The sequence below is a fragment of the Brevundimonas sp. Root1423 genome, assembly GCF_001426805.1.
On the sequence record NZ_LMFL01000032.1, the window covers coordinates 1 to 21,182 of the forward strand.

Genomic DNA, 21,182 nt, shown 5'->3' on the forward strand with positions numbered 1-21,182 from the left:
GCGGCATCGGCAARGCCTCCTTCACCCAGGAAGCCCTCGAAGCCAACGTGAAGGCCTATGTGGACGCCCTGCARAAGGCCCGTCCGRCCGGCGCCAAGGGCACCTACGTCAAGCGCATCACCCTGTCCTCGACCATGGGACCGGGCTTCAAGATCGACCCGGCGTCGCTGAACGYCTGATCGGCCCTTGAACTGCAACGGGAAGGGCGGCGACCGCAGGGTCGCCGCCCTTTTTTCTGGCCGTCCGTGATCCGGACACGCTTGCGCATCGGCCCGGAGCAACCGACGGTAGGTCCTCATGACGGGGGATTCCATGCGTTTTCTGATGGTGCTGGCGTTCGGGCTGTGCCTGTCCGCGGCGGGTCCCGCGGCGGCCCAGGACGGCGACACGGCGCGGCGGCTGGTTCTGGCGGAGCAGTATATCGAGCTGACCCAAGGGCCGAGCCTGCAGAAGACCCTGGAGAGCTATTTCGACGAGACGTTCGCCAAGTCCGAGGGCCCGGCCGAGCAGCGCGCCTGGCTGGCCGAAAACATGTCGGACGCCTTCGAGGCCGCGATCGAGGCGACCTTCGCCGATTTGACGGACGATGTGGCCGAGATCTTCACCCTGCAGGAGCTGGAGGCGATGGTCGCGTTTTTCGACACCCCGCTGGGCCGCTCGATATCGGACAAGAATTTCGAACTGGGCCTGCGGGTGCAGGCCGTGATGGCCCCGCATCTGATCACGGCCCTCACCCGGCTGAACGAGAAATATTGCACCCGTTTCGAATGCGCGGCGCCCGAGGGCGCGCAGACCGGAAAGCCAGCCGACTGAACCGTCCGATCCCTGACGGGTTGACGCATCGCCGAAGACGCGGGAGTGACCGCACGGCTCCGCGGGGTCCCGCCCGACGCCGGACGGGGTCCGGGGCGCCGGCGCCGCTCAAAGACAATTTCCACCGGGAGCCTTGCTGACCTGATGACCGGCGATGCGATCCGCACCCGGACGGCCGAGCGGCGTCAGGTCGCGGCCCTGCCGTGGCGCAGGACCGCGGCCGGGATCGAGATCCTGCTGGTCACCTCGCGCGAGACCCGGCGCTGGGTGACGCCCAAGGGCGGACGCATGCCCGGCAGGACCGACGCCGAGGCGGCGGCGCTGGAAGCGCTGGAGGAGGCGGGCGTCGAGGGCGCCGTCACGCGCGAGCCGCTGGGGACGTTCCGTTATCTGAAGGTGCTGAAGCGCCGGGCGCCGCGCTGGTGCGTGGTTTCGGTCTACGCCCTGCGGGTGGAGGTCGAGCACGACGACTGGCAGGAACGCGGTCAGCGCGAGCGGATGTGGGTGAGCCGCGACGAAGCCGTCCGCCGCGTCGACGAGCCGGACCTGAAGGCCCTGATCGCCGCCTTCGAGGGCTAGGCGCGCGCCGCAGTCGCCAGGAAGCAGCCGCGGCGCGCGGTGTGGAGATGGATGACCGCCGTATCCGGATGTCCGAACCAGCCTTTCAGCCGGGCCGCCAGATCGCGCCCCTCGACCACGTCGGCGTCGGTCATCATCCAGGCGGCGTCATAGACGCGGGCGGACAGAAGGCGCCGGGACAGCATGTCGGGCAGGACGCCGGGATCGAGAGCCGCCTCCACGGCCGTCTCGCGCACGAAGACAGGACCGTCGGAGCGGTAGGGGCTGAAAGGGTCGTCCAGATGGCGATGGTTCGCCAGGATAAGGCGTTCCCCGGGTTCGGCGTCGGCCAGGCTGACGCGACAGGGCGCGCTGTGGGGCGCGTCGGCGGTCGTGCGGCGCGCGCCCATCGCCCGCAGCGTCTCGCCGTCGAGGGCGAACAGGGGCTGGAACGGCGCGAGGGGCAGGGGTTCGATGCGAAAGCTCATGCGGAATCTCCTTCGCCGCCGATATGACCCCCGGCGGATCGGGCGTCTGGCGGGTTTCGGACGTTGCGCAGGGCGCGCTCCATCCCCACAACGGAGACCATGAACGCTCCCTTCAAGACCCAAGCCGATCCGCTGGACGCTCCCCTGTGGGACCTGTCCGACCTGTACGCCTCCCGCGAGGACGCCCGCATCGAGGGCGATCTGGAGCGGGCGAGGGGGCTGGTGGCCGAGTTGAACGCCCTGCAGGGCCGGCTGATCGAAACGCGGGCCGACGCCGCCGTGCTCGGTGAAAGGCTGGACCGGGCCGTGACCCTGTACGAACAGGCGTCGGACGTGCTGGGCGGGCTCGGCGCCTACGCCTTCCTCGCCGCCTCGACCAACCGCAACGACGCGGGGGCGCAGGGCTTCGAGGCCACGGTGCGCGAGAAGATGACCGCCATCGCCACGCCGACGGTCTGGGTCACCCTGGAGGTCAACCAGCTGGAGGAGGCCGAGATCGAGGCCGCCCTGGCAGCGTATCCGGCCGGGGCGCGCTGGCGGCCGTGGCTGCGGCGGGTGCGGGCGATGAAGCCGCACGAGCTGTCGCAGGAGCTGGAGACCTTCCTGGCCGAGCGCGGCCCGATCAGCGCCCAGTGGCCGCGTCTGTTCGACGAGACGCTGGCGGCGATGAAGATCAGGGCCGGCAAGGACGAGCTGACCCTGGCCGAGGCGCTGAACCGGCTGTCGGACCCGAAGGCGGCGCGGCGCAAGGCGGCGGCCGAGGGGCTGAACGGGGCGCTGGCCCAGCGGACCGCGACCATGGCGCTGGTGATGAACACCGTGGCGGCCGACAAGGCCCTGGAGGACAGATGGCGGGGCTTCAAACGGCCCGCCGACGGCCGGCATCTGTCCAACGAGGTGGACGGCGAGGCGGTCGACGCCATGGCCGACGCCGTGGCGGCCGCCTATCCGCGGCTGTCGCACCGCTATTACGCGCTCAAGGCCCGGGCCATGGGCAAGGCCAAACTGGACCAGTGGGACCGCAACGCCCCGATCGAGACGACCGCCCCGCGCGGCTATGACTGGGCCGCCGGCAAGCAGCTGGTGCTGGAGAGCTTCGCCGACCTCGGGCCGGAATTCGCCGACCGCGCGGGCGGTTTCTTCGACAGGCCGTGGATCGACGGCAAGGCGCGACCGGGCAAGCAGTCGGGCGCCTATGCCCATCCCGTGACCTCGGACCGGCATCCCTATGTGTTCCTGAACTGGATGGGCGAGCGGCGCGACGTGCTGACGCTGGCGCATGAGCTGGGGCACGGGGTGCACCAGACGCTGGCGGCGGGGCAGGGGAGTCTGCTGGCCGACACCCCCCTGACCCTGGCCGAGACGGCCTCGATCTTCGCCGAGGGTCTGACGTTCGACCGGCTGCTGAAGACCGCGCCGAAGGCCGAGCAGCGCGGCCTGCTGGCCGGGCGGATCGAGGACGGGCTGAACACCGTGGTGCGCCAGATCGCCTTCCACCGCTTCGAGACGCGCTTCCACGACGAGCGGGCGGCGGGCGAGGTCCCGGCCGAGCGGATCGGCGAGATCTGGATGGAGGAGATGGGGGCGTCGCTGGGGCCGGCGGTGACGCTGAACCCCGGCTATGAGCACTGGTGGAGCTATGTCAGCCACTTCGTCCACTCCCCCTTCTACGTCTACGCCTACGCCTTCGGCGACCTGCTGGTGGCGGCGCTGATGGAGACGCGGGCGAAGGATCCCGAGGGCTTCACCCCGCTGTATCGCGAGCTGCTCGCGGGCGGGGGGTCGCGCGGCTATGTCGAGGCCCTGGCGCCGTTCGGTCTGAACCCGCGCGACCCGGCGTTCTGGACCATCGGCACGAAGCGGTTGGAGGGGCTGATCGACCGGTTCGAGGCGCTGGTCTGAGTTGACGGCGACGGCGGGGCGGGCGAGCGTCGGGTCATGCGCACATTGATCCTCGCCGCGGCCCTGATCGCCGCCTCTCCGTCCGCCGCCTTCGCCCAGACCCCGGCGGCCCCCGCGCCGCCGTCCGCCAGCGTTCGCGCCATGGCGGCGGGGTACAAGGCCCTGACGGTCTGCAGCGCGTTGAAAACCGCCGAGGCGGCGGGCGGGATGCGGACGCTGGAGAGCATCGAGGCCAATGAGCTGACGGGCATCTATCCCGAGCTGGACCCGCTGGTGCGGGAAATGCCGGTCGAGGTGTTTCCGGCGCGGGTGTCGGTCGCCTGGGACGACGCCATGCCGCCGCGTTCGGCCGTGTGGCGGCCCGGTCGGGGCTGCACCATCATGCCGGTGGGCTGGACGGGCGAGCAGATCGCGACTCTCCCGCCGAGGGGCCCCTCGGATCAGGCCTTCGTCAGGGGCGACACGACGGGCAACGCCGCCCTGTTGAACGAGGCGGTCGAGGGGGCCTTCGTGGGGCGTTATGGCGAGGGTTCCAACACCACCGCCGTGCTGGTTCTGCAGAACGACCGGGTGGTGGCGGAAGAATACGGCGAGGGCTTCGGGCCGGACACGCCGCAGCGGACCTGGTCGGTGGCCAAGTCGCTTGCGGGGACGGTGATCGGCGCGGCGGTCCAGCGCGGCGGGGTCGATGTGAACGCGCCCGCGGCGATCACCGACTGGAGCCGGGCGGGCGATCCGCGCGCGGCCATCACCCTCGACCAGCTGATGCGGATGTCTTCGGGCCTGACCAGCGACACGGCGGGCAACCGCACCGACGCCCTCTATTTCGGCGGCGTGGGCGTCGATGAGCAGGCGACGACCTGGCCGCTGATCGCCATGCCGGGAACGCGGTTCCGCTACGCCAACAACGACATCCTTCTGGCGGTTTTCGCCATCGCCCCGACCTTCGCCGACCATCCGCCGGCCGAGCTGTTCCAGCGGCTGGGCATGTACGACACCTTCGCCGAGACCGACTGGCGCGGGAACTACATGCTGTCCAGCCAGGTGTGGTCGACGGCGCGCGACCTGGCGCGGTTCGGACGTCTGTATCTGAACGACGGCGTCGTCGACGGCGAGCGCATCCTGCCGGCGGGGTGGCGGGACCATGTCTCGCGTCCCTCGGGCCCGCAGCCGGGCGGGGCGCAGGGCTATGGCGCGACCTTCTGGCTGTTCAACAAATCGGAGGGGATTCCCGCCGACGCCATCTCGGCCAACGGCAACCGGGGCCAGTATGTCGTCATCGTCCCCAGCCGGGGGATCGTCATCGTGCGGCGGGGCGAGGACCCGGCGGGGAAGCCGTTCGACTTCATCGCCTTCACCCGCGACACCCTGGCCGCCCTGGACTGAGCGCCGCCGCGAATTGTCACCGGCCGCTTGAGCCGGCGGCGCGCGCCGCTATAAGGGCGCAACCGACGTTCCAGATTCCCGGACACCGACATGGCCGACCTGCACCAAGCCGATTCCCACGACGCCTATGTTCGCGGCTCCCAGGAGATCAGCGAGCAGGCCTCGACGTTCCGCGCCTTCATCAGCATGGCCAAATGGGGTTCGCTGTGGCTGGCGGCCATCGTGATGTTCCTGACCCTGTGGTTCCAGCCGGGCGGCAGCTTCCTCGGCGGCGCGATCACCGCGGCGGTGATGCTGGTCGCGGGGTATTTCTTCCTGAAGTCGGGCAAGACCTCCCACTGAATTGAGCGCTGACGCGCGCGTCCCCGCCTTCGCGGGGATGACGGGCGGTCGCGCGCTGCCTGAGCGCGGAATCGCACGCTTCTGGCGCTTTGACGCAGCCTCACCGATCAGCCTAACGTCGTCCGTCGAGACATGACGGAGGGATTCGCTTGGCTGTCGCCATCGCCGTGACCCGCGAACGCCGAGACGGCGAGACGCGCTGCGCCGTCACTCCGGACACGGTCAGGAAGCTGATCGCCATGGGCGCGGCCGTGACGGTCGAGGCCGGGACCGGCGCGGGGTCTTCCATCCCCGATGACGACTACGCCGCCGCCGGCGCCACCGTGGCCAAGGACACCAAGGCGGTGCTGTCGGGCGCGGACATCGTGCTGAAGGTGCGCGGCCCGACGGCGCAGGAAACCAGCGCGCTGAAGCCCGGCGCCATCGTCGTGGCCCTGCTGGACGCCTACCGCGACAAGGAGACGGTGACGGCCCTGGCCCAGGCCAGTGCGACGGCCTTCGCCATGGAGTTGGTGCCGCGCATCTCGCGGGCCCAGGTGATGGACGCCCTGTCGTCCCAGGCGAACCTGGCCGGCTATCGCGCCGTGATCGAGGCGGCATACGCCTACGGCAAGGGCTTCCCGATGATGATGACGGCGGCGGGCACGGTGGCGCCGGCCAAGGTCTTCGTCATGGGCGTGGGCGTGGCGGGCCTGCAGGCCATCGCCACGGCGCGCCGGCTGGGGGCGGTGGTCACGGCCACCGACGTGCGGCCGGCGACCAAGGAGCAGGTGGAATCGCTGGGGGCCAAATTCCTCGCCGTCGAGGACGAGGAGTTCAAAAACGCCCAGACGGCGGGCGGCTACGCCAAGCCGATGTCGCCCGAGTACCAGGCCAAACAGGCCGAGCTGACGGGCGAGCACATCAAGAAGCAGGACATCGTCATCACCACCGCCCTGATCCCGGGCCGCGCCGCGCCGGTGCTGGTCACGGCGGCGCAGGTAGCGACGATGAAGCCGGGCTCGGTGCTGATCGACCTCGCCGTCGAGGCGGGCGGCAATGTCGAGGGGGCCAAGGCCGGCGAGGTGGTGACCACGGCGAACGGCGTGCAGATCGTGGGGCATACGAACCTGCCCGGCCGGATCGCGGCGGACGCCTCGGCCCTCTATGCGAAGAACCTGGTCGCCTTCGTCGGGCTGATGATCAAGGACGGGGCGCTGGCGCTGGACCTCGAGGACGAGATCCTGAAGGCGGCGGCGGTGACGCACGGCGGGGCCGTGGTGCATGAAGGAGTGAAGGGCTGATGGAACACGTCGATCCCACCGTCTTCCGCCTGGCCATCTTCGTGCTGGCGATCTTCGTCGGCTACTACGTCGTCTGGAGCGTCACGCCGGCCCTGCACACGCCGCTGATGGCCGTGACCAACGCCATTTCGTCGGTGATCGTGGTCGGCGGCCTGATCGCGGCGGCGGCGGCCAGCGCCGACGGCGGCTGGGTCGCCAAGGGGGCGGGCGTCGTGGCCGTGACCCTGGCCAGCGTCAACATCTTCGGCGGCTTCATGGTCACCCGAAGGATGCTGGCCATGTACAGGAAGAAGGAACGGCCCGCGAAGCCGGCAGAGGCGGCGCAGTCGTGATCCAGGCCATCCTCTTCATGGCCATCGTGCCGTTGGCGATCCTGCTGGTGCTCGCCTTCACCCTGCTGAGCGGGCGGATGAGCGACAGCATGCGCGATCGGGTGCAGCGGGCCCTGATCCTGACGGTCTATCCGCTCCTCATTCTTCATTGGCTCTGGCAGGCGTGGGAACGCTGGCAAACAGCCGAATGGCTCGGCCTCGGCATGTACATCGCCATAGCCGCCCTGTTCGCGGTCCAATTCGTCATTTCGCTTCGCACGGGTGTCCTGTTCCCGAGGTTCCGGACTCCCAGGGCATGACGCTGGACGGTCATCAGCTCGCGGTCGGCGCGTCCTGGGTCGCCACGGCGATCGGGGCCGGCCTGTGGCTGTGGAGCTGGCTGCGGGAGACGGACGCCATCCGCAAGCTGCGCTTCCTCGACTGCGGCGTGGTGCTGCTGTTCGCCTCGGTGCTGCTGCGCATCGTCGCCCAGGAGAAGCCGATGAGCATGGTGGACTGGGCCATGGTGTTCGTGGCCCCGCTGTTCATCACCGCCGCCCTGTGGCGGCTGGCGCGGACCGCCTGCCCGCCGGGAGGGCGCTGAGATGCGACCCGGGCGGATCGGCGCGATCGTGAGTCTGGCCGCCATCGTCGCCACGGCGGCGGACGCGCAGACCGACGTGGGCAAGCAGACCGAGGCGGGGCTGCCCTGGCACGTCGCGACGCTGCAGGGGGCCACCTGGTCCCTGGAGTGCCGGTTCCGTCCGGTGGTGTACGAGGCGACCGTCTACAACAGGAGCGCCTGGGCCAACCGGCTGCAACGCACGGCCACCGGCTCCCAGGGCGGGCGGCTGCCGTCGGACAACGGCAGCTGCACCGTGACCAGGACGGGCGGGCGCGGCGCCGTGGCCATCGCCATGATCAAGAACGGCGAGGCGCAGGTCGCGGTCACCAGCGACCCGGCCAGGCCCGCCGCGGTGGGATTTTTCTGATGCTGACTTCCGGGGACACGGCATGAACGCCTCCTTCGCGGCCCTGGCCTATCTGGTCTCCGGCGTGCTGTTCATCCTGAGCCTGCGCGGCCTCTCGAGCCCGGAGACGAGCCGGCAGGGCAACACCTTCGGCATGATCGGCATGGCGCTGGCGGTTGGCGTGACGCTGCTGACGCTGTGGAGTTCGGGTACGCTGGATCCCCTGACCCTGGGCCTGATCGCGGGCGGGGTGATCGTCGGCGGCGGGGCGGGCGCGCTGATCGCCGCGCGGGTGCAGATGACGCAGATGCCCCAACTGGTTGCGGCCTTCCACAGCCTGGTCGGCATGGCGGCCTGTCTGGTCGCGGTGGGCGCGGTCTATGCGCCGGAGAGCTTCGGCATCGCCGACGGCGCCGGCGGCATCAAGATCCAGTCGATCATCGAACTGGCGCTGGGCGTGGCCATCGGGGCCGTCACCTTCACCGGCTCGGTCATCGCCTTCGCCAAGCTGGACGGGCGGATGTCGGGCGCGCCGATCCTGCTGCCCATGCGGCATCTGATCAACATCGGCCTGGCCCTGGGGCTGACGCTGCTGATCGGCATCATGATCGGCACCAATGGCACGGCCACCTGGGCCTTCTGGGGCGTGTTCCTGCTGGCCCTGATCCTCGGCGCGACCCTGATCATTCCCATCGGAGGGGCCGACATGCCGGTGGTGGTGTCGATGCTCAACTCCTATTCGGGCTGGGCCGCGGCGGCGCTGGGCTTCACCCTCGAGAACATCGCCCTGATCATCACCGGGGCCCTGGTCGGCAGCTCGGGCGCGATCCTGAGCTACATCATGTGCAAGGCGATGAACCGCAGTTTCATCTCGGTGATCCTGGGCGGTTTCGGCGGCGACGCGGCGACCGGCGCGGCCGGGGCGGTCGAGACCCGGCCSGTYAAACAGGGCAGCGCCGACGACGCSGCCTTCATCATGAAGAACGCCTCGAAGGTCATCATCGTGCCCGGCTACGGCATGGCYGTGGCCCAGGCCCAGCACGCGCTGCGCGAGATGGCCGACAAGCTGAAGGAGGAGGGSGTCGAGGTGAAATACGCCATCCACCCCGTCGCCGGCCGCATGCCCGGCCACATGAACGTCCTGCTGGCCGAGGCCAATGTGCCGTACGACGAGGTGTTCGAGCTGGAGGACATCAACTCGGAATTCTCGAGCTGCGACGTGGCCTTCGTCATCGGCGCCAATGACGTCACCAACCCCGCCGCCAAGACCGATCCGCAGAGCCCGATCTACGGCATGCCGGTGCTGGACGTGGAGAAGGCGGGGACGGTGCTGTTCATCAAGCGCGGCATGGCGGCGGGTTATGCGGGCGTCGAGAACGAGCTGTTCTTCCGCGACAACACCATGATGCTGTTCGCCGACGCGAAGAAGATGGTCGAGGGGATCGTGAAGGCGCTTTAGTCGCCTGCATCGATTGTTTCAGCGCAGATCGCTACCCGATCCTCACGCCGCCGCGCTCTCGACCTTCAGCACCCCCGCGGCCTTCATGTCCGCAAGCAATGCCTCCGGGGCCCAGTCGTAGCCGTTGGGCCAGGTGAGAGCGCCGAACTCGAGGAACACGCGATCGAAATAGGCGGGATCCTCGAACGGCCGGGTGACGGGCGTGCCGCGTCGCGCCAGATCAGAGAAATCCCATTCACCGGCGCGGCCGTCCGAGAACCACAGCTTCAGGCGATACTCGCCGAGCCGTTGCAGCTTTCGGATGCGAACAACGTCAGTTGTCATTGTCGGCGTCAGGTCCCGGAATTCGTTCTGGCGTGATGTCGTCGCGAACGGCGGTCCATGCCGCCTCCAACTCGGTCTTATACATCGCAATCCATTTGCGGCAGGAAATCTGCCGTCGATCACGGCGCCGGTTTCAAGGTCGAATTTTGCTTCCCGCTCGCCGTGGTAGGCGTGAAAATGCGCGGGCGCATGGTCGTTGAATAACATGCGGATGGCGACGCCGTGGAAGAAGGCTATGGTCGGCACGGTGAATGCGTAACACGTTATAAGTGTATGAGCGAGAGCCTCATGGCCTATGAAGCCAGGACCAAACCCACCAAAATCTCCGTCGCCGACTTCATCGCCGCCGTCGAGAACCCGACGCGCCGGGCCGACGCCGAGACGCTGTGCGCCCTGTTCGAGGAGATCAGCGGCGAACCGCCGGTGATGTGGGGACCGTCGATCATCGGCTTCGGGCGGTATCATTACCGCTACGCCAGCGGGCACGAGGGCGACGCGCCCCGGCTGGGGTTCTCGCCGCGCAAGGCGCAGACGGTGGTCTACATCCTGCCGGGGTTCTCGGGGTGGGAGGCGTTCATCGCCCGGCTCGGCAAGGTGAAGACCAGCGTGGCCTGCCTCTACATCAACCGGCTGGACCAGATCGACCTGGGCGTGCTGCGCGAACTGGCGGCCGCGTCGCTGGTCGAGATGCGCGAGCGCTATCCCGACTGATCAGGCCGCCATGCGGAAGTCCTCGGCGGGGGCGAAGGCGGGACGGGCTTCGTCCCACAGGGCGTCCTCGTCGGCGTAGCGGGCGCTGGCCGAGGCGTCGATGACGTCGATCACCTGTTCTTCCAGCCGGTCCCAGATGACCGCCAGATCGCCGCAGCCCTCGGCGTCGCAGGGGACGATCAGGTAGCGGGAGGCGGCGATGGAAGCGTGGGGGGCGAAGGCGCGGGCCATGGGATGTCTCCGGGGTTCGGGTCTCTGTTGAAACCGACCATGAAGCAGCGTTGCGTCAGATTTGGACGTATGCCACCCTCACCGGATGAGATTGGACAGAACGGCCCTGGTCATCGAGCTGGCGCGGCGCATGGCCGCCAGCGCCGAGGGACTGACGATCGACGAGATGGCGCGGGAGTCCGGTGTCGGCCGGCGCACGGCCGAGCGGATGCGCGACATCGTGCTGGACCTGTTCCCGCAGGCCGAGGAAGTCTCCGATCCCCCGACCAAGCGCTGGCGCATCCGCGGCGGCCTGTCGGCCTTTGAACAGGCCCCGACGACCGAGGAACTGGTCGAGCTGAGCAAGGCGGCCCAGGGGCTGCGCGCGACCGGAGAGCCGGGCCGGGCGGCGGCGCTGGAGGGACTGGAGCGCAAGCTGAAGTCGGCGATGCGCTCGACCACGCTGAACCGGCTGGCGCCCGATCTGGAGGCGCTGGTACGGGCCGAGACCATCGCGGTCCAGGCCGGGCCGCGGCCGTCGGCCGACGAGGCGGTGCTGACCGAGATCCGACAGGCCATCCTGGCCGGCCAGCCGCTGGGCTTCATCTACAGCCGGCCGGGCGCCGAGGCGCGCCGGCGCAGCGTGGCGCCCTGCGGGGTCATGTTCGGGCGGGCCAACTATCTGGTCGCCGCCGACCGCGAGAGCGGCCGCATCCAGACCTTCCGCCTCGACCGGATGAGCGCGGTCAAGGCCGAGGCGGGGGCGGCGTCGCCCCCGGCCGATTTCGATCTGCAGGTCTTCGCCAGCCAGTCGTTCGGCATCTACCAGGACGAGATAGAGGATGTGGTGTTGCGGGTGACGCCGGAGGGCGCGGCCGAGGCCCGGGCGTGGCGCTGGCACCCGACCCAGACGCTGGAGGATCAGGCCGACGGCGGCGTGGTGGTCCGGTTCAGGGCCTCGGGCATGCGCGAGCTGGCCTGGCACCTGTTCAGCTGGGGCGATCAGGTCGCGATCGTCGCGCCGGCGCGGCTCAAGGATGTGATGAAGGGCGAGCTGCAGGCCGCGCGGCGCGGTCTGGACGGGCGCTGAGTGAGGGGGGCAGCGCGCGGCGCCCGCCGGACGCCCGCCAAATGTCCCGAGTCTGAATGTCCTGACGCAGGGGGCGGCCTTCGTTCGAGCGCGCCGGGGTCGGCTATCGGCGCGACTCGGGGGATATCCGGCTCGACCGAGGCCTCAACCGGCGCGCAGAGCCAGGCCGGCCACGAGCCAGCCCGCGAGCGATGCCGCGGTCACGAGTTCAACGACGACAAGGCCCAGGAGCCAGTGCTTCCGGACAAGCAATACGAGATTCACGACACACCCTGATCAGCCGAGTCGTCAAAACTCCCGAACCCGCATGTGGTTCAGGCGTCAGCGGGTCGGCCCCGCGAAGGGGTAGGGACTGACCGACTTGGCCCAGTCATCGACCGCCAGGGGGCGATCGACCGGCGGGGCGGCGCGCTCGGCGCAGGGGTGGCGGTGGCACAGGCGGCAGGCCGGGCCGATGGGGGTGACCTCGGGCGCCGCCAGGTCGAGGCCGCGCGCATGGATCAGACGGTGGGCGTGCTTCAGCTCGCAGCCCAGGCCGATGGCGAGGTCGTGGCCTTCGGTGAAGGCATCATGGCCCTGACGATCCACCGTGCGGGCGAGGGTGAACCAGCGCTGTCCATCGGGCGTCTCGATGATCTGGGTGATGATCTTGCCGGGGGTCCGGAAGGCGCTGTGCAGCCGCCAGCGCGGGCAGGCGCCGCCGAAGCGCGAGAAGGGGAAGGCGCCCGAGGCGAAGCGTTTTGAGATGTTGCCGGCCTGATCGACCCGCATCAGGAAGAAGGGCACGCCGCGGGCGGTGGGGCGGGACAGGGTGGTCAGGCGATGCGCCGCCTGTTCGAAGCCGACGCCGAACCGGGCCTGAAGGCGCCCCATGTCATAGGCCGTCTCCTCGGCCGCACGCTGGAAGGGGCCGTAGGGCATCAGGGTCGCGGCGGCGAGGGTGTTGGTCAGGGAGACCTTGAGCAGGCGGCGGGTCGGTTCGTCGGGCGCGGACGCCGCCTCGGCGAGCGCGGTCAGTTCGGCGTCATGCTCGGCCAGGGCCAGCTGATAGGCGACGGCGAAGGCGCGCGAGGAGGCGCCGAGGGTCTCCGACAGCAACAGCCGCCGGCGGTGGGGGTCATAGCGGCGGGTCCATTCGACCATGACCTCCGAGGGCAGGGTGCGGACGGTCAGGCCATGGCCCGCCAGAAGGCGGGCGCGGGCGCGGGTTTCGAAGGGTTCTCCCGGCGTTTCGGCGTCCATGGCGTCGGACAGGGCTTCGCCGAGGGCGTCCAGTTCGGGGAAGTGGTTCCGGCGGGCCTGGAGGTATTCCCGCACCCAGTCGGCGGGACTGTCGTCGCCGTGTCCGCCAAGGGCGTCGGTTTCGGCCCGATCGCGGGTGCGGCGGTCGGCGAAAGCGCGATACAGACGCAGCAGGGCGTCAGCGGCGGCGGGCTGGTCCTCGGCCAGCTGGACGATTTCGTGGCGCGGCACCGCCAGCCCCTGGAACACCGGGTCGGAGAAGGCCTCGGTCAGTTCGGCCTCGGACGCCGGGCCGCCGGATTGGCCGAGGGTGCGCAGGTCCACGTCATAGGTGTCGGCGAGCCGGAGCAGCAGCTGCGCCGAGACGGGACGCTGGTTGCGTTCGATATGGTTCAGATAGCTGGGCGATACGCCGAGATCGGCGGCCATGGCCGTCTGGGTCAAGCCGAGCTCGCGCCGCAGCCGCTTGAGGCGGCCGCCGAGGAAGAGTTTGCGAAGCGGAGCGGCGTCCATGCCCGCATTAGGTCACAAAATGACTTAACAGCAAGTGTCATAATGTGACTCAATGACACTAGATATGACTCTCAAGCTGTGTTGTTCGTGACTTCAACGTGTTCTGCTTCCGGACATCAGCCGCAACGGCCAGATCCCGAGCAGAGACCGCCATGACGACCTTCGCCGATCTCGTCCCTTCGCCCCATGGCCGTTTCGACGGCATCGAGCGTCCGTACAGCGCGGACGACGTATTGCGCCTGCGCGGGTCTGTCCCGATCACCCACACCCTGGCCGAACGCGGGGCGAACCGGTTGTGGGCGCTGCTGCACGACGAGCCTTTCGTGAACGCCCTGGGGGCCGTGACCGGCAACCAGGCCATGCAGATGGTCCGCGCGGGGCTGAAGGCCATCTATCTGTCGGGCTGGCAGGTGGCGGCGGACGCCAACACCGCCGGCGCCATGTATCCCGACCAGTCGCTGTACCCGGCCAACGCCGCGCCGGAGCTGTGCCGCCGCATCAACCGCACCCTGCAGCGCGCCGACCAGATCGAGCACGCCGAGGGCGGCGCCAAACGCGACTGGTTCGCCCCCATCGTCGCCGACGCCGAGGCCGGTTTCGGCGGACCGCTGAACAGCTTCGAGATCATGAAGGCCTTCATCGAGGCGGGCGCCGCCGGGGTCCATTTCGAGGACCAGCTGGCCTCGGAGAAGAAGTGCGGCCACCTTGGCGGCAAGGTCCTGATCCCGACCCAAGCGCACGAGCGCAACCTGAGCGCCGCGCGTCTGGCCGCCGACGTCATGGGCGCGCCGACCCTGATCGTGGCCCGCACAGACGCCGAGTCGGCCCAGCTGATCACCTCGGATGTCGATGAGCGCGACTGGCCCTTCATAGACCGCGACAACCGCACGCCCGAGGGTTTCTTCCGCCTGAAGCCGGGCACGGGACTGGATCACTGCATCGCGCGCGGCCTGTCCTACGCCCGCTACGCCGACGTCCTGTGGTGGGAGACCTCGCATCCCGATCTCGACGACGCGCGCCGCTTCGCCGAGGCCGTGCACAAGGAGCATCCGGGCAAGCTGCTGGCCTACAACTGCTCGCCGTCTTTCAACTGGAAAGCAAAACTTGACGACGCCACCATCGCCAAATTCCAGCGCGAGCTGGGGGCCATGGGGTACAAGTTCCAGTTCGTGACGCTGGCGGGCTTCCACAGCCTGAACAACAGCATGTTCGAACTGGCCGACGGCTACCGCGACCGCGGCATGGCCGCCTATTCGGAGCTGCAGCAGCGCGAGTTCGCCAACGAGGCCGCCGGCTACACCGCCACCCGGCACCAGCGCGAGGTCGGCACCGGTTATTTCGATCAGGTCGCCACCGTCATCTCCAACGGCCAGTCGTCGACCACGGCGCTGAAGGATTCCACCGAGACCGCCCAGTTCGTGGCGGCCGAATAAGCAGGAGACGTTCCATGCAACCCCTGAACAACCCCACGGCCATCATCGATTTCTGCCTGGCCCCGCTGAACCTGACCGACGGAACCGAGGCCGAGCGCGAGGTGCGGCGTCGGCTGGAGCATGTGATCAAGACGTTCCGGGCGAAGGCGGCCCAGCCCGTCAGCGTCGACTTCTCGTCCATGCCGTCGCAGGTCATAAACGAAGCCGCCCACGGCTACGAATAGGTCAGGCGGCGATGGACTCCGCCGCCGTCCGCGGCAGGGAGACGACAAGCTCCAGCAGTTCGCCCGCGTCCACCGGCTTGGCCAGATGCCGGTCCGCGCCGGCGGCCTCGGCCATGGTCACATGCTCGGTCAGGGCGTTGGCGGTCAGCATGACGATGGGCGTGCGTCGCAGGCCCATCGCCGCCTCGTGCAGCCGGATCTCGCGGGTGGCGGTCAGGCCGTCCATCACCGGCATCTGCATGTCCATCAGGATCAGGTCGTAGTCAGCGTCGCGGCAGGCCTGCAAGGCGCGGGCCCCGTCCTCGACCGAGGTGATTTCGACGGGCGCCTGGGCCAGGATCAGTTCGACGACCTTTCGGTTCACGGGATGATCGTCCGCCAGCAGGACGCGGATCAGGGGCTGATCGCTGTCGGCGGCGATGGCCGGCGACACGAGCGCCGGGGCCGGGGCCTCGGCTGCCCGGTAGGGGATGGTCAGGATGAAGGCCGAGCCGCCGTCGGGCTCGCTCTCGCAATCCAGATCGCCACCCATCATCTCGGCCAGCTGGCGCGAGATGGCGAGGCCCAGGCCCGAGCCTCCGAACTTGCGGGTAATGGCGCCGTCGGCCTGTTCAAAGCGGCTGAACAGGCGCTCGCGGGTTTCGCAGTCGAAGCCGATGCCGGTGTCCTCGATCGAGAACCGCAAGGTCGGCCCGCCGGCCCGGTCCGGGCCCGGCGCGGCGGTCAGGCTGACGAAGCCCGTGCTGGTGAATTTCACCGCATTGGAGACCAGGTTGGTCAGGATTTGCTTGAGCCGCACCATGTCGCCGGTGATCCAGCAGTCGGCTTCGGGGGCGAGCTCGACGAAGAACTGAAGGCCCTTTTCGCTGGCCGCGCTTTCATACAGCCGGGCCGACTCGCGGACGGCCCGGCCCAGGTCGAAGGTCTCTTCCGACAGCTCCAGCCGGCCGGATTCGACGCGCGCCAGATCAAGGATGTCGCTGAGCAGGACCTGCAGGGTGCGGCCGGACGACTGGATCAACTCCATCATCTCGCGCTGGTCGGGCGAGAGTTCGGTCCGGGCCATGACCTGCGCCAGGCCGATGACGCCGTTCAGGGGCGTTCGGATCTCATGGCTCATATTGGCCAGGAACTGGCTCTTGGTGTTGCTGGCGGCCTGGGCGGCGTCCCGGGCCTCGGCCAGGGCCGCGGCGTCGTTCTTCAGGTCGGTGATGTCGGTGCAGACGGTGACGATGCCGCCGGCGGAGGTGAGGCGATCGGATACGCGCAGCCACCTGTCCCCGGCGATCCGCTGCTCGATCGTGGTCGACAGCGCCTTGCGCGACGCCATCCGCTCCACGATCCAGTCATCCTCCCGGCCGAGGGCGTCGGCGTAGAGTCCCTCGGACAGGCCGATCCGGATGATGTCGAGAAAGGTCATTCCGACCTGGAGGTTGGACGACAGTTCCGGGTTCACCTCGGCGTAGCGGTGGTTCCACAGGACCAGCCGGTCCTCGGCGTCGTAGAAGGCCATGCCGTCGGGCATGGCGTCGATGGCCTCGCGGATCTGGGCGAGGGCGCCAGAGCGCGACGTTCGGCCCGTCCACGCCAGGGCGGCGATGGCGCCGATGACGACGGCGACCAGCGCCACGAAAACGGTGCTCATGACCACGTCGGACTCGCGATTGGCGCGCCCGGTACGCGGACCAGGCCGGCGGCCTGAGTCCAGCGCCAGTCATGGTCGAACGCTATGCCGTAGATGATGCGTTCCAATACACCCTCCCGGCGAGACTATCCCGCGAGAGTGGTGAAGAAACCGTGGCCGTTGGCCGGGATTCAGGCGTCGGCGGTCTGCACCACGACCTGGAACTCGTGGCCCAGGACCTTGACGGGATTCACCTGGCGGTCGCCCCGGCGGACCTCGAAATGCAGGTGGGGCCCCGTTGAACGGCCGGTCGAGCCGACCAGACCGATGCGCTGGCCGCTTCCGACGCGGTCGCCTGACGCCACGTCCAGGCGGCTGAGGTGGCCGTAGAGGGTGCTCATGCCGTTGGGGTGGCGGACTTCGACAAACCGACCGTAGCCCGCGGCGTCATAGCCGGTTCGGACAACCGAGCCCTCGGCGGCGACGAAGACGCCGGTCCCTTGCGGCGCCGCGATATCGACGCCCTCGTGATTTCGCATCGCCTGACCGGGCATCCGGCGCGGGCCGAATGGCGAGTTGATCGCATAATCCTTCACGGGCCTGTCGAAGGTGATCAGGCGGGTGATCGGGCCGGCGGCCTCGGCCACGGCGGTGACGGGCGGGGCTTCCGGAATGGCGAAAGTCTCGCTCGGGGCGACCGGATCGGGCGCCGACAGCGGCGCGGCCGCCATGGCCAGCACGGCGACGCCGGCCAGGGCGGCGGCCTGGCCGGAATGGATGAGAAACGACCGGGCGGTCGGCAACAGGCGTCGCATGCGGCGTCGGCTCCGTCTTCGGCTCGCGAGAGCAGGGGGCGGGCGCCGGGCGGGCCGCAACAAACGCGACGCACTGCGGCCAGCGACCGGAGAGCGGGCCTTTTCACGGGCGGGTGGGGCCACTTTGGGGCGAGCGGCAGCGGCAGGTCGTCGCAGGGTGGAACGAAAAAGGCGCGCGACCCGGGAGGATCGCGCGCCCTGTCGGGTCATGCGCTCGCTTACAGCGGCAGGCGGAAGGTGACGGCGCCCACGTGGCTGTCGGCCGAGTCTCCGAAACGGCCGCGATAGCCGATGTTCATGGTCACCGGACCGAGGTCGGCGTCGACGCCCGCCGAGGCGATCAGGGAGCCGCCGAACGGATCCTCGATGTCGCGCGAGAGAATCTTCGCCGGATTAACGGTGATGCCGGTGCGGACGGCGTCGCTGCTGTCGCCGAAGGAGTCGCGATAGCCGCCCTCGACGTAGAAGCTGAAGCCGTCGCCTCCGCCCTCGGCCCTCAGGGAGACCTCTCCGCTGGCCGCCTGGACGGTGCGGTCCTGGTATTCGTACTGCGCGGCCACGCCCTGTTCGGTGTAGCCGTTCACGTCGGTCGAGACGAAGCTGACCGCCGCGCGCGGCGAAAGGCCGATTCCGCCCATGTCGAACCAGACGCCGCCCTGGAGGCGGGCGCCGATACTTCCGCCATCCGTCTCGCCGGTGTGGACGATGGGGGCCAGCGAGGTGATGCGCGTGATGTCGTCATACTGGTCGATCGAGCCGCCGACCGTGGCGTTCACGAACATGGAGCCCGAGCGCCACCCGGCGAAGGCGTCGAAGGCGAAGGATTCGACGTCGAACGCCATGGCGCCGGCGTCAACCTCGGTGTTGCGCCAGGTGGCGGTGAAGCCCATCCGCGTGCTGGCGGACGCCACGTGGTCCAGACCGGCGCGGACGCCCCAGCCGGTCGCATCCGCGGACGCGACGCTGCCGCGGGCGTCGGTTTCGACGCTGTCGGCGATGGCGCCGAACGTCAGGCGGGTGCCGGCTTCCCATGCGGCGCGTCCCGAAAGCCCCTCGCTGGAGAGATCCAGGAGATCCTCCCGCTGGCGGAAGCCGGTCTCGGCCTGGACGGTCGACTGGGCGCCGATGTCGCCATAGTAGAGGTAGTCATTGGCCAGGCGGGCCAGAAGCTGGTGCCCCGCGGCGGTCGGGTGAACGCTGTCCCAGTAGAGATAGGTGCCGGGCGTCGCGCAGACGGTCACGCCGTTGAAACAGGCGTCCCGCGCATTGGTCAGGCCGAACGCGCCCGGACTGCCGGCCAGGGTCGCGCCGATCTTGTACAGGTCCATCAGGATGATGTTGGTCCCCGGGCGGGCGGCGGCCGTGGTCATCAGGCCGCTGAGCAAGGCGCCGTTGAACTGGGTGCCGGCGTAGTCCGCCAGCGCCGCCGCGGGTGCGCCCGGGCCCTGGTTGAACTGCGGCGTCAGGGCCAGGTTGGGCAGGTTCGAAACGAGGATCGTGCCGGCACCGGCGCCGGCCACGCTGTTGACGATGAAGTTGATGTCCGCCGCGGCCGACAGGGCCACGGGCTGGATGGCGCCGGTCGGGTTGGCCGAGGCTCCCGCCGCCGGGACGGCCTGGAAGATGTTGTTGGCGCCCCCGAGAACGCTGACCAGATCATTGGCGCCGAAGACGCCGCCGCCGCTGGTGTACTGCAGCAGCTGGTTGCGCATGCCGGGCGGGAAGGCGGATGAATCGGTGCGGGCGCCGCCGTAGGCGTAGTTGATGCTGCCCGTGCGCGGCGCGCCGGCGGCCGATCGGCCGGCGTTGAAGCCCAGCAGTTCGGTGAATACGGGGCCGTTCGAGAACCGGCCCTGGAAATAGGGCGGCGACGCCGGTTGGGTGTTGCCGGTGGCGGCATACAGGTTGCCGTTGTCGCTCAGGCTGTCGCCGAACACGACCAGGCGGCTGTAGCTCTGGGCGCTGGCGGCCGAGGCCATGGCGCCGGCGGCGGCGATCGTCAGTGCGGCAAGCGCCGCGCTGCGCAGGAAACGAGACATCGATGATCCTCCCTCGGCCGTCATCATGCGACCGTTGAGGGCAGTGTGCGCCGGTTTCGCGTCGGCGCAAGATGCCGTCAGGGAAGGTTTCAGTGCAGCATTCTGAAACGCAGTGTTCCGGCAACACTCTTCAGGGCGCGGAGGGCGTCCGGATCGTAGTCTCGGTCGACGTCGGTGATGACATAGCCGGTGCGTTCGTCGGTCTTCAGATGCTGGCCGAGAATGTTCAGGCCGGCGGCCGCGAGTTCGCGGTTCAGCTCGGCGAGGACGCCGGGCTGGTTGCGGTGGATGTGCAGGATGCGGTGCGCGCCCGTCACCTCGGCCAGCTGCACATTCGGCAGGTTGACGCAGAAGGTGGTGTCGCCGCGATTCAGATAGGCCAGCAGCCGTTCGGCGGCGAATTCGCCGATGGCTTCCTGGGCCTCCTCGGTCGAGCCGCCGATGTGGGGCGTCAGGATGACGTTGGGCAGGCCGCGCAGGGGGCTGTCGAAGGGGTCGGCGTTGGTCGCCGGCTCGTCGGGAAAGACGTCGATGGCCGCGCCGCCGATGCGGCCCGCGCCCAGCGCCTGGGCCAGGGCGCCGATGTCGACGACATGGCCGCGCGACAGGTTCACCAGCAGGGCGCCCGGCTTCATTTTCGCCAGGCGCGCGGCGTCGATCAGGGCAGTGTTGTCGGTCCGGCCGTCGACATGCAGGCTGACCACGTCGCTCTCGGCCAGAAGAGCGTCCAGCGAGGCCATGCGGCGGGCGTTGCCGAGGGCCAGCCGCTCGGTCAGATCGTGGAAGATCACCCGCATCCCCAGCCCTTCGGCCAGGACCGACAGCTGCGAGCCGATGGCGCCGTAGCCGACGATGCCGAGGGTCTTGCCGCGCAGCTCGCGCGAGCCGGTCGCCGACTTGTTCCATTCGCCGCGATGCATGGCGGCGGACTTGTCGGCCACGTCGCGCATCAGGGCGATGGTCAGACCGACCGCCAGCTCGACCACCGAGCGGGTGTTGGAATAGGGGGCGTTGAACACGGCGACGCCGCGGGCGGCGGCGGCCTCGAGGTCGATCTGGTTGGTGCCGATGCAGAAGGCGGCGATGGCCATCAGCCGCGGCGCGGCCTCCAGCACGCGGGCGCTGACCTGGTTCTTGGAGCGCAGGCCCAGCACATGGACGCCCTGCAGGGCCTCGATCAGGGCGTCCTCGTCGAGGGCCCCCTTCAGGGTCTCGACCGAATAGCCGGCCTCGTGCAGCCGTTCGACGGCGGCGGGGTGGATGTTCTCCAGCAGCAGGATGCGGATGCGGGCGCGGGGGTAGGACCAGCGGCCGGCCAGGCCCTCGGCGTGGAGGAATTCGTCCATCGACGGGGAGACGACATCCGCGGCGGCGACGACGCGGTCGCGGCGGACAATCTCGGTGAAGGCGTGGAAGCGGTCGGCGGCGCCTGACAGGCGGACCT

The 21,182-nt window shown here is 69.3% G+C and carries 23 protein-coding genes and 1 pseudogene; 16 read left to right on the plus strand and 8 right to left on the minus strand.

The window, feature by feature from the left end:
• The 3 genes and pseudogenes from ASD25_RS18105 to ASD25_RS18115 all read left to right on the plus strand — a co-directional run.
• Nucleotides 1-179 (plus strand): annotated as a pseudogene (locus ASD25_RS18105) (50S ribosomal protein L1); the annotation flags it as partial.
• A 133-nt stretch (nt 180-312) separates the two neighbouring features.
• Nucleotides 313-813: a DUF2059 domain-containing protein gene (locus ASD25_RS18110; protein ID WP_156376957.1), complete on the plus strand. Its 501-nt coding sequence runs from the start codon at nt 313-315 to the stop codon at nt 811-813.
• Between the two features lie 144 nt (nt 814-957).
• Entirely contained in the window at nt 958-1,392 is a 435-nt protein-coding gene (locus ASD25_RS18115; protein ID WP_055829966.1) for an NUDIX hydrolase, read from the plus strand.
• Here the strand turns inward: ASD25_RS18115 and ASD25_RS18120 are convergent.
• Nucleotides 1,389-1,859 (minus strand): DUF1203 domain-containing protein, encoded by a 471-nt coding sequence (locus tag ASD25_RS18120; RefSeq protein ID WP_055829969.1) that lies wholly within the window; start codon nt 1,857-1,859, stop codon nt 1,389-1,391. The genes ASD25_RS18115 and ASD25_RS18120 overlap by 4 nt on opposite strands.
• A gap of 99 nt (nt 1,860-1,958) precedes the next feature.
• Between ASD25_RS18120 and ASD25_RS18125 the strand changes: the two genes are divergently transcribed.
• The 9 genes from ASD25_RS18125 to ASD25_RS18165 all read left to right on the plus strand — a co-directional run bounded on the left by ASD25_RS18125 (nt 1,959) and on the right by ASD25_RS18165 (nt 9,513).
• Complete coding sequence (locus tag ASD25_RS18125) at nt 1,959-3,761, plus strand: M3 family oligoendopeptidase (protein ID WP_055829971.1); 1,803 nt, start codon at nt 1,959-1,961, stop codon at nt 3,759-3,761.
• Nucleotides 3,762-3,797: 36 nt separating this feature from the next.
• Entirely contained in the window at nt 3,798-5,147 is a 1,350-nt protein-coding gene (locus tag ASD25_RS30600; RefSeq protein ID WP_055829973.1) for a serine hydrolase, read from the plus strand.
• Nucleotides 5,148-5,237: 90 nt separating this feature from the next.
• Nucleotides 5,238-5,489, plus strand: coding sequence for an aa3-type cytochrome c oxidase subunit IV (locus tag ASD25_RS18135; protein ID WP_055829975.1), 252 nt, complete (start codon nt 5,238-5,240; stop codon nt 5,487-5,489).
• Between the two features lie 149 nt (nt 5,490-5,638).
• Nucleotides 5,639-6,772: a Re/Si-specific NAD(P)(+) transhydrogenase subunit alpha gene (locus ASD25_RS18140; protein WP_055829978.1), complete on the plus strand. Its 1,134-nt coding sequence runs from the start codon at nt 5,639-5,641 to the stop codon at nt 6,770-6,772.
• Nucleotides 6,772-7,104: an NAD(P) transhydrogenase subunit alpha gene (locus tag ASD25_RS18145; protein WP_055829980.1), complete on the plus strand. Its 333-nt coding sequence runs from the start codon at nt 6,772-6,774 to the stop codon at nt 7,102-7,104. Before ASD25_RS18140 ends, ASD25_RS18145 begins: the two co-directional genes overlap by 1 nt.
• Entirely contained in the window at nt 7,101-7,403 is a 303-nt protein-coding gene (locus tag ASD25_RS18150; protein WP_055829982.1) for a hypothetical protein, read from the plus strand. Before ASD25_RS18145 ends, ASD25_RS18150 begins: the two co-directional genes overlap by 4 nt.
• On the plus strand, nt 7,400-7,687 hold the full coding sequence (locus ASD25_RS18155) for a hypothetical protein (RefSeq protein ID WP_055829983.1): 288 nt from the start codon (nt 7,400-7,402) through the stop codon (nt 7,685-7,687). Before ASD25_RS18150 ends, ASD25_RS18155 begins: the two co-directional genes overlap by 4 nt.
• Nucleotide 7,688: 1 nt before the next feature.
• Nucleotides 7,689-8,075, plus strand: coding sequence for a hypothetical protein (locus ASD25_RS18160; protein WP_055829985.1), 387 nt, complete (start codon nt 7,689-7,691; stop codon nt 8,073-8,075).
• A gap of 22 nt (nt 8,076-8,097) precedes the next feature.
• On the plus strand, nt 8,098-9,513 hold the full coding sequence (locus ASD25_RS18165; protein ID WP_055829987.1) for an NAD(P)(+) transhydrogenase (Re/Si-specific) subunit beta: 1,416 nt from the start codon (nt 8,098-8,100) through the stop codon (nt 9,511-9,513).
• A 42-nt stretch (nt 9,514-9,555) separates the two neighbouring features.
• On the opposite strand, the gene ASD25_RS31315 is transcribed toward ASD25_RS18165, so the two are convergent.
• A complete protein-coding gene (locus ASD25_RS31315) occupies nt 9,556-10,083 on the minus strand; it encodes a DUF4160 domain-containing protein (protein WP_200943662.1) in 528 nt (175 codons plus the stop codon).
• A 27-nt stretch (nt 10,084-10,110) separates the two neighbouring features.
• Here ASD25_RS31315 and ASD25_RS18175 point away from each other — a divergent pair, with 27 nt between their 5' ends.
• Nucleotides 10,111-10,548 carry a DUF1801 domain-containing protein gene (locus ASD25_RS18175; protein WP_235561740.1) on the plus strand — a complete coding sequence of 146 codons (438 nt, stop codon included), beginning with the start codon at nt 10,111-10,113 and terminating at the stop codon, nt 10,546-10,548.
• Here the strand turns inward: ASD25_RS18175 and ASD25_RS18180 are convergent, their stop codons facing one another.
• Nucleotides 10,549-10,779, minus strand: a complete 231-nt coding sequence (locus ASD25_RS18180) for a hypothetical protein (RefSeq protein ID WP_055829994.1) — start codon at nt 10,777-10,779, stop codon at nt 10,549-10,551.
• An 85-nt stretch (nt 10,780-10,864) separates the two neighbouring features.
• On the opposite strand from ASD25_RS18180, the gene ASD25_RS18185 reads away from it, so the two are divergent.
• Nucleotides 10,865-11,848: a YafY family protein gene (locus ASD25_RS18185; protein ID WP_055829996.1), complete on the plus strand. Its 984-nt coding sequence runs from the start codon at nt 10,865-10,867 to the stop codon at nt 11,846-11,848.
• Between the two features lie 321 nt (nt 11,849-12,169).
• On the opposite strand, the gene ASD25_RS18190 is transcribed toward ASD25_RS18185, so the two are convergent.
• Nucleotides 12,170-13,603: a short-chain fatty acyl-CoA regulator family protein gene (locus ASD25_RS18190; RefSeq protein ID WP_055829998.1), complete on the minus strand. Its 1,434-nt coding sequence runs from the start codon at nt 13,601-13,603 to the stop codon at nt 12,170-12,172.
• Nucleotides 13,604-13,755: 152 nt separating this feature from the next.
• Between ASD25_RS18190 and aceA the strand changes: the two genes are divergently transcribed.
• The gene (gene aceA / locus ASD25_RS18195) at nt 13,756-15,036 is read left to right on the plus strand and encodes an isocitrate lyase (protein WP_055830000.1); all 1,281 of its coding nucleotides are present in this window, start codon (nt 13,756-13,758) and stop codon (nt 15,034-15,036) included.
• A 14-nt stretch (nt 15,037-15,050) separates the two neighbouring features.
• The gene (locus tag ASD25_RS18200; protein WP_055830004.1) at nt 15,051-15,260 is read left to right on the plus strand and encodes a hypothetical protein; all 210 of its coding nucleotides are present in this window, start codon (nt 15,051-15,053) and stop codon (nt 15,258-15,260) included.
• Nucleotide 15,261: 1 nt separating this feature from the next.
• Here the strand turns inward: ASD25_RS18200 and ASD25_RS18205 are convergent, their stop codons facing one another.
• The 4 genes from ASD25_RS18205 to serA all read right to left on the minus strand — a co-directional run bounded on the left by ASD25_RS18205 (nt 15,262) and on the right by serA (nt 21,084).
• Entirely contained in the window at nt 15,262-16,905 is a 1,644-nt protein-coding gene (locus ASD25_RS18205; protein WP_055830006.1) for an ATP-binding protein, read from the minus strand.
• Nucleotides 16,906-17,075: 170 nt separating this feature from the next.
• Nucleotides 17,076-17,699 (minus strand): M23 family metallopeptidase, encoded by a 624-nt coding sequence (locus ASD25_RS32955; protein WP_055830008.1) that lies wholly within the window; start codon nt 17,697-17,699, stop codon nt 17,076-17,078.
• A gap of 218 nt (nt 17,700-17,917) precedes the next feature.
• Nucleotides 17,918-19,738 carry an autotransporter domain-containing esterase gene (locus ASD25_RS18215; RefSeq protein ID WP_055830010.1) on the minus strand — a complete coding sequence of 607 codons (1,821 nt, stop codon included), beginning with the start codon at nt 19,736-19,738 and terminating at the stop codon, nt 17,918-17,920.
• An 89-nt stretch (nt 19,739-19,827) separates the two neighbouring features.
• The gene (gene serA, locus ASD25_RS32850) at nt 19,828-21,084 is read right to left on the minus strand and encodes a phosphoglycerate dehydrogenase (RefSeq protein WP_369816622.1); all 1,257 of its coding nucleotides are present in this window, start codon (nt 21,082-21,084) and stop codon (nt 19,828-19,830) included.
• Nucleotides 21,085-21,182 lie beyond the last annotated feature (98 nt).

What these genes read in the sequence shown, in the direction of transcription:
- ASD25_RS18110 (WP_156376957.1), top strand. Translation starts at nt 313, where the DNA reads ATGCGTTTTCTGATGGTGCTGGCGTTCGGGCTGTGCCTGTCCGCGGCG.
- ASD25_RS18115 (WP_055829966.1), top strand. Translation starts at nt 958, where the DNA reads ATGACCGGCGATGCGATCCGCACCCGGACGGCCGAGCGGCGTCAGGTC.
- ASD25_RS18120 (WP_055829969.1), bottom strand. Translation starts at nt 1,859, where the DNA reads ATGAGCTTTCGCATCGAACCCCTGCCCCTCGCGCCGTTCCAGCCCCTG.
- ASD25_RS18125 (WP_055829971.1), top strand. Translation starts at nt 1,959, where the DNA reads ATGAACGCTCCCTTCAAGACCCAAGCCGATCCGCTGGACGCTCCCCTG.
- ASD25_RS30600 (WP_055829973.1), top strand. Translation starts at nt 3,798, where the DNA reads ATGCGCACATTGATCCTCGCCGCGGCCCTGATCGCCGCCTCTCCGTCC.
- ASD25_RS18135 (WP_055829975.1), top strand. Translation starts at nt 5,238, where the DNA reads ATGGCCGACCTGCACCAAGCCGATTCCCACGACGCCTATGTTCGCGGC.
- ASD25_RS18145 (WP_055829980.1), top strand. Translation starts at nt 6,772, where the DNA reads ATGGAACACGTCGATCCCACCGTCTTCCGCCTGGCCATCTTCGTGCTG.
- ASD25_RS18155 (WP_055829983.1), top strand. Translation starts at nt 7,400, where the DNA reads ATGACGCTGGACGGTCATCAGCTCGCGGTCGGCGCGTCCTGGGTCGCC.
- ASD25_RS18160 (WP_055829985.1), top strand. Translation starts at nt 7,689, where the DNA reads ATGCGACCCGGGCGGATCGGCGCGATCGTGAGTCTGGCCGCCATCGTC.
- ASD25_RS18175 (WP_235561740.1), top strand. Translation starts at nt 10,111, where the DNA reads ATGAGCGAGAGCCTCATGGCCTATGAAGCCAGGACCAAACCCACCAAA.
- ASD25_RS18180 (WP_055829994.1), bottom strand. Translation starts at nt 10,779, where the DNA reads ATGGCCCGCGCCTTCGCCCCCCACGCTTCCATCGCCGCCTCCCGCTAC.
- ASD25_RS18185 (WP_055829996.1), top strand. Translation starts at nt 10,865, where the DNA reads ATGAGATTGGACAGAACGGCCCTGGTCATCGAGCTGGCGCGGCGCATG.
- ASD25_RS18190 (WP_055829998.1), bottom strand. Translation starts at nt 13,603, where the DNA reads ATGGACGCCGCTCCGCTTCGCAAACTCTTCCTCGGCGGCCGCCTCAAG.
- aceA (WP_055830000.1), top strand. Translation starts at nt 13,756, where the DNA reads ATGACGACCTTCGCCGATCTCGTCCCTTCGCCCCATGGCCGTTTCGAC.
- ASD25_RS18200 (WP_055830004.1), top strand. Translation starts at nt 15,051, where the DNA reads ATGCAACCCCTGAACAACCCCACGGCCATCATCGATTTCTGCCTGGCC.
- ASD25_RS18205 (WP_055830006.1), bottom strand. Translation starts at nt 16,905, where the DNA reads ATGAGCACCGTTTTCGTGGCGCTGGTCGCCGTCGTCATCGGCGCCATC.
- ASD25_RS32955 (WP_055830008.1), bottom strand. Translation starts at nt 17,699, where the DNA reads ATGCGACGCCTGTTGCCGACCGCCCGGTCGTTTCTCATCCATTCCGGC.
- ASD25_RS18215 (WP_055830010.1), bottom strand. Translation starts at nt 19,738, where the DNA reads ATGTCTCGTTTCCTGCGCAGCGCGGCGCTTGCCGCACTGACGATCGCC.
- serA (WP_369816622.1), bottom strand. Translation starts at nt 21,084, where the DNA reads ATGGACGAATTCCTCCACGCCGAGGGCCTGGCCGGCCGCTGGTCCTAC.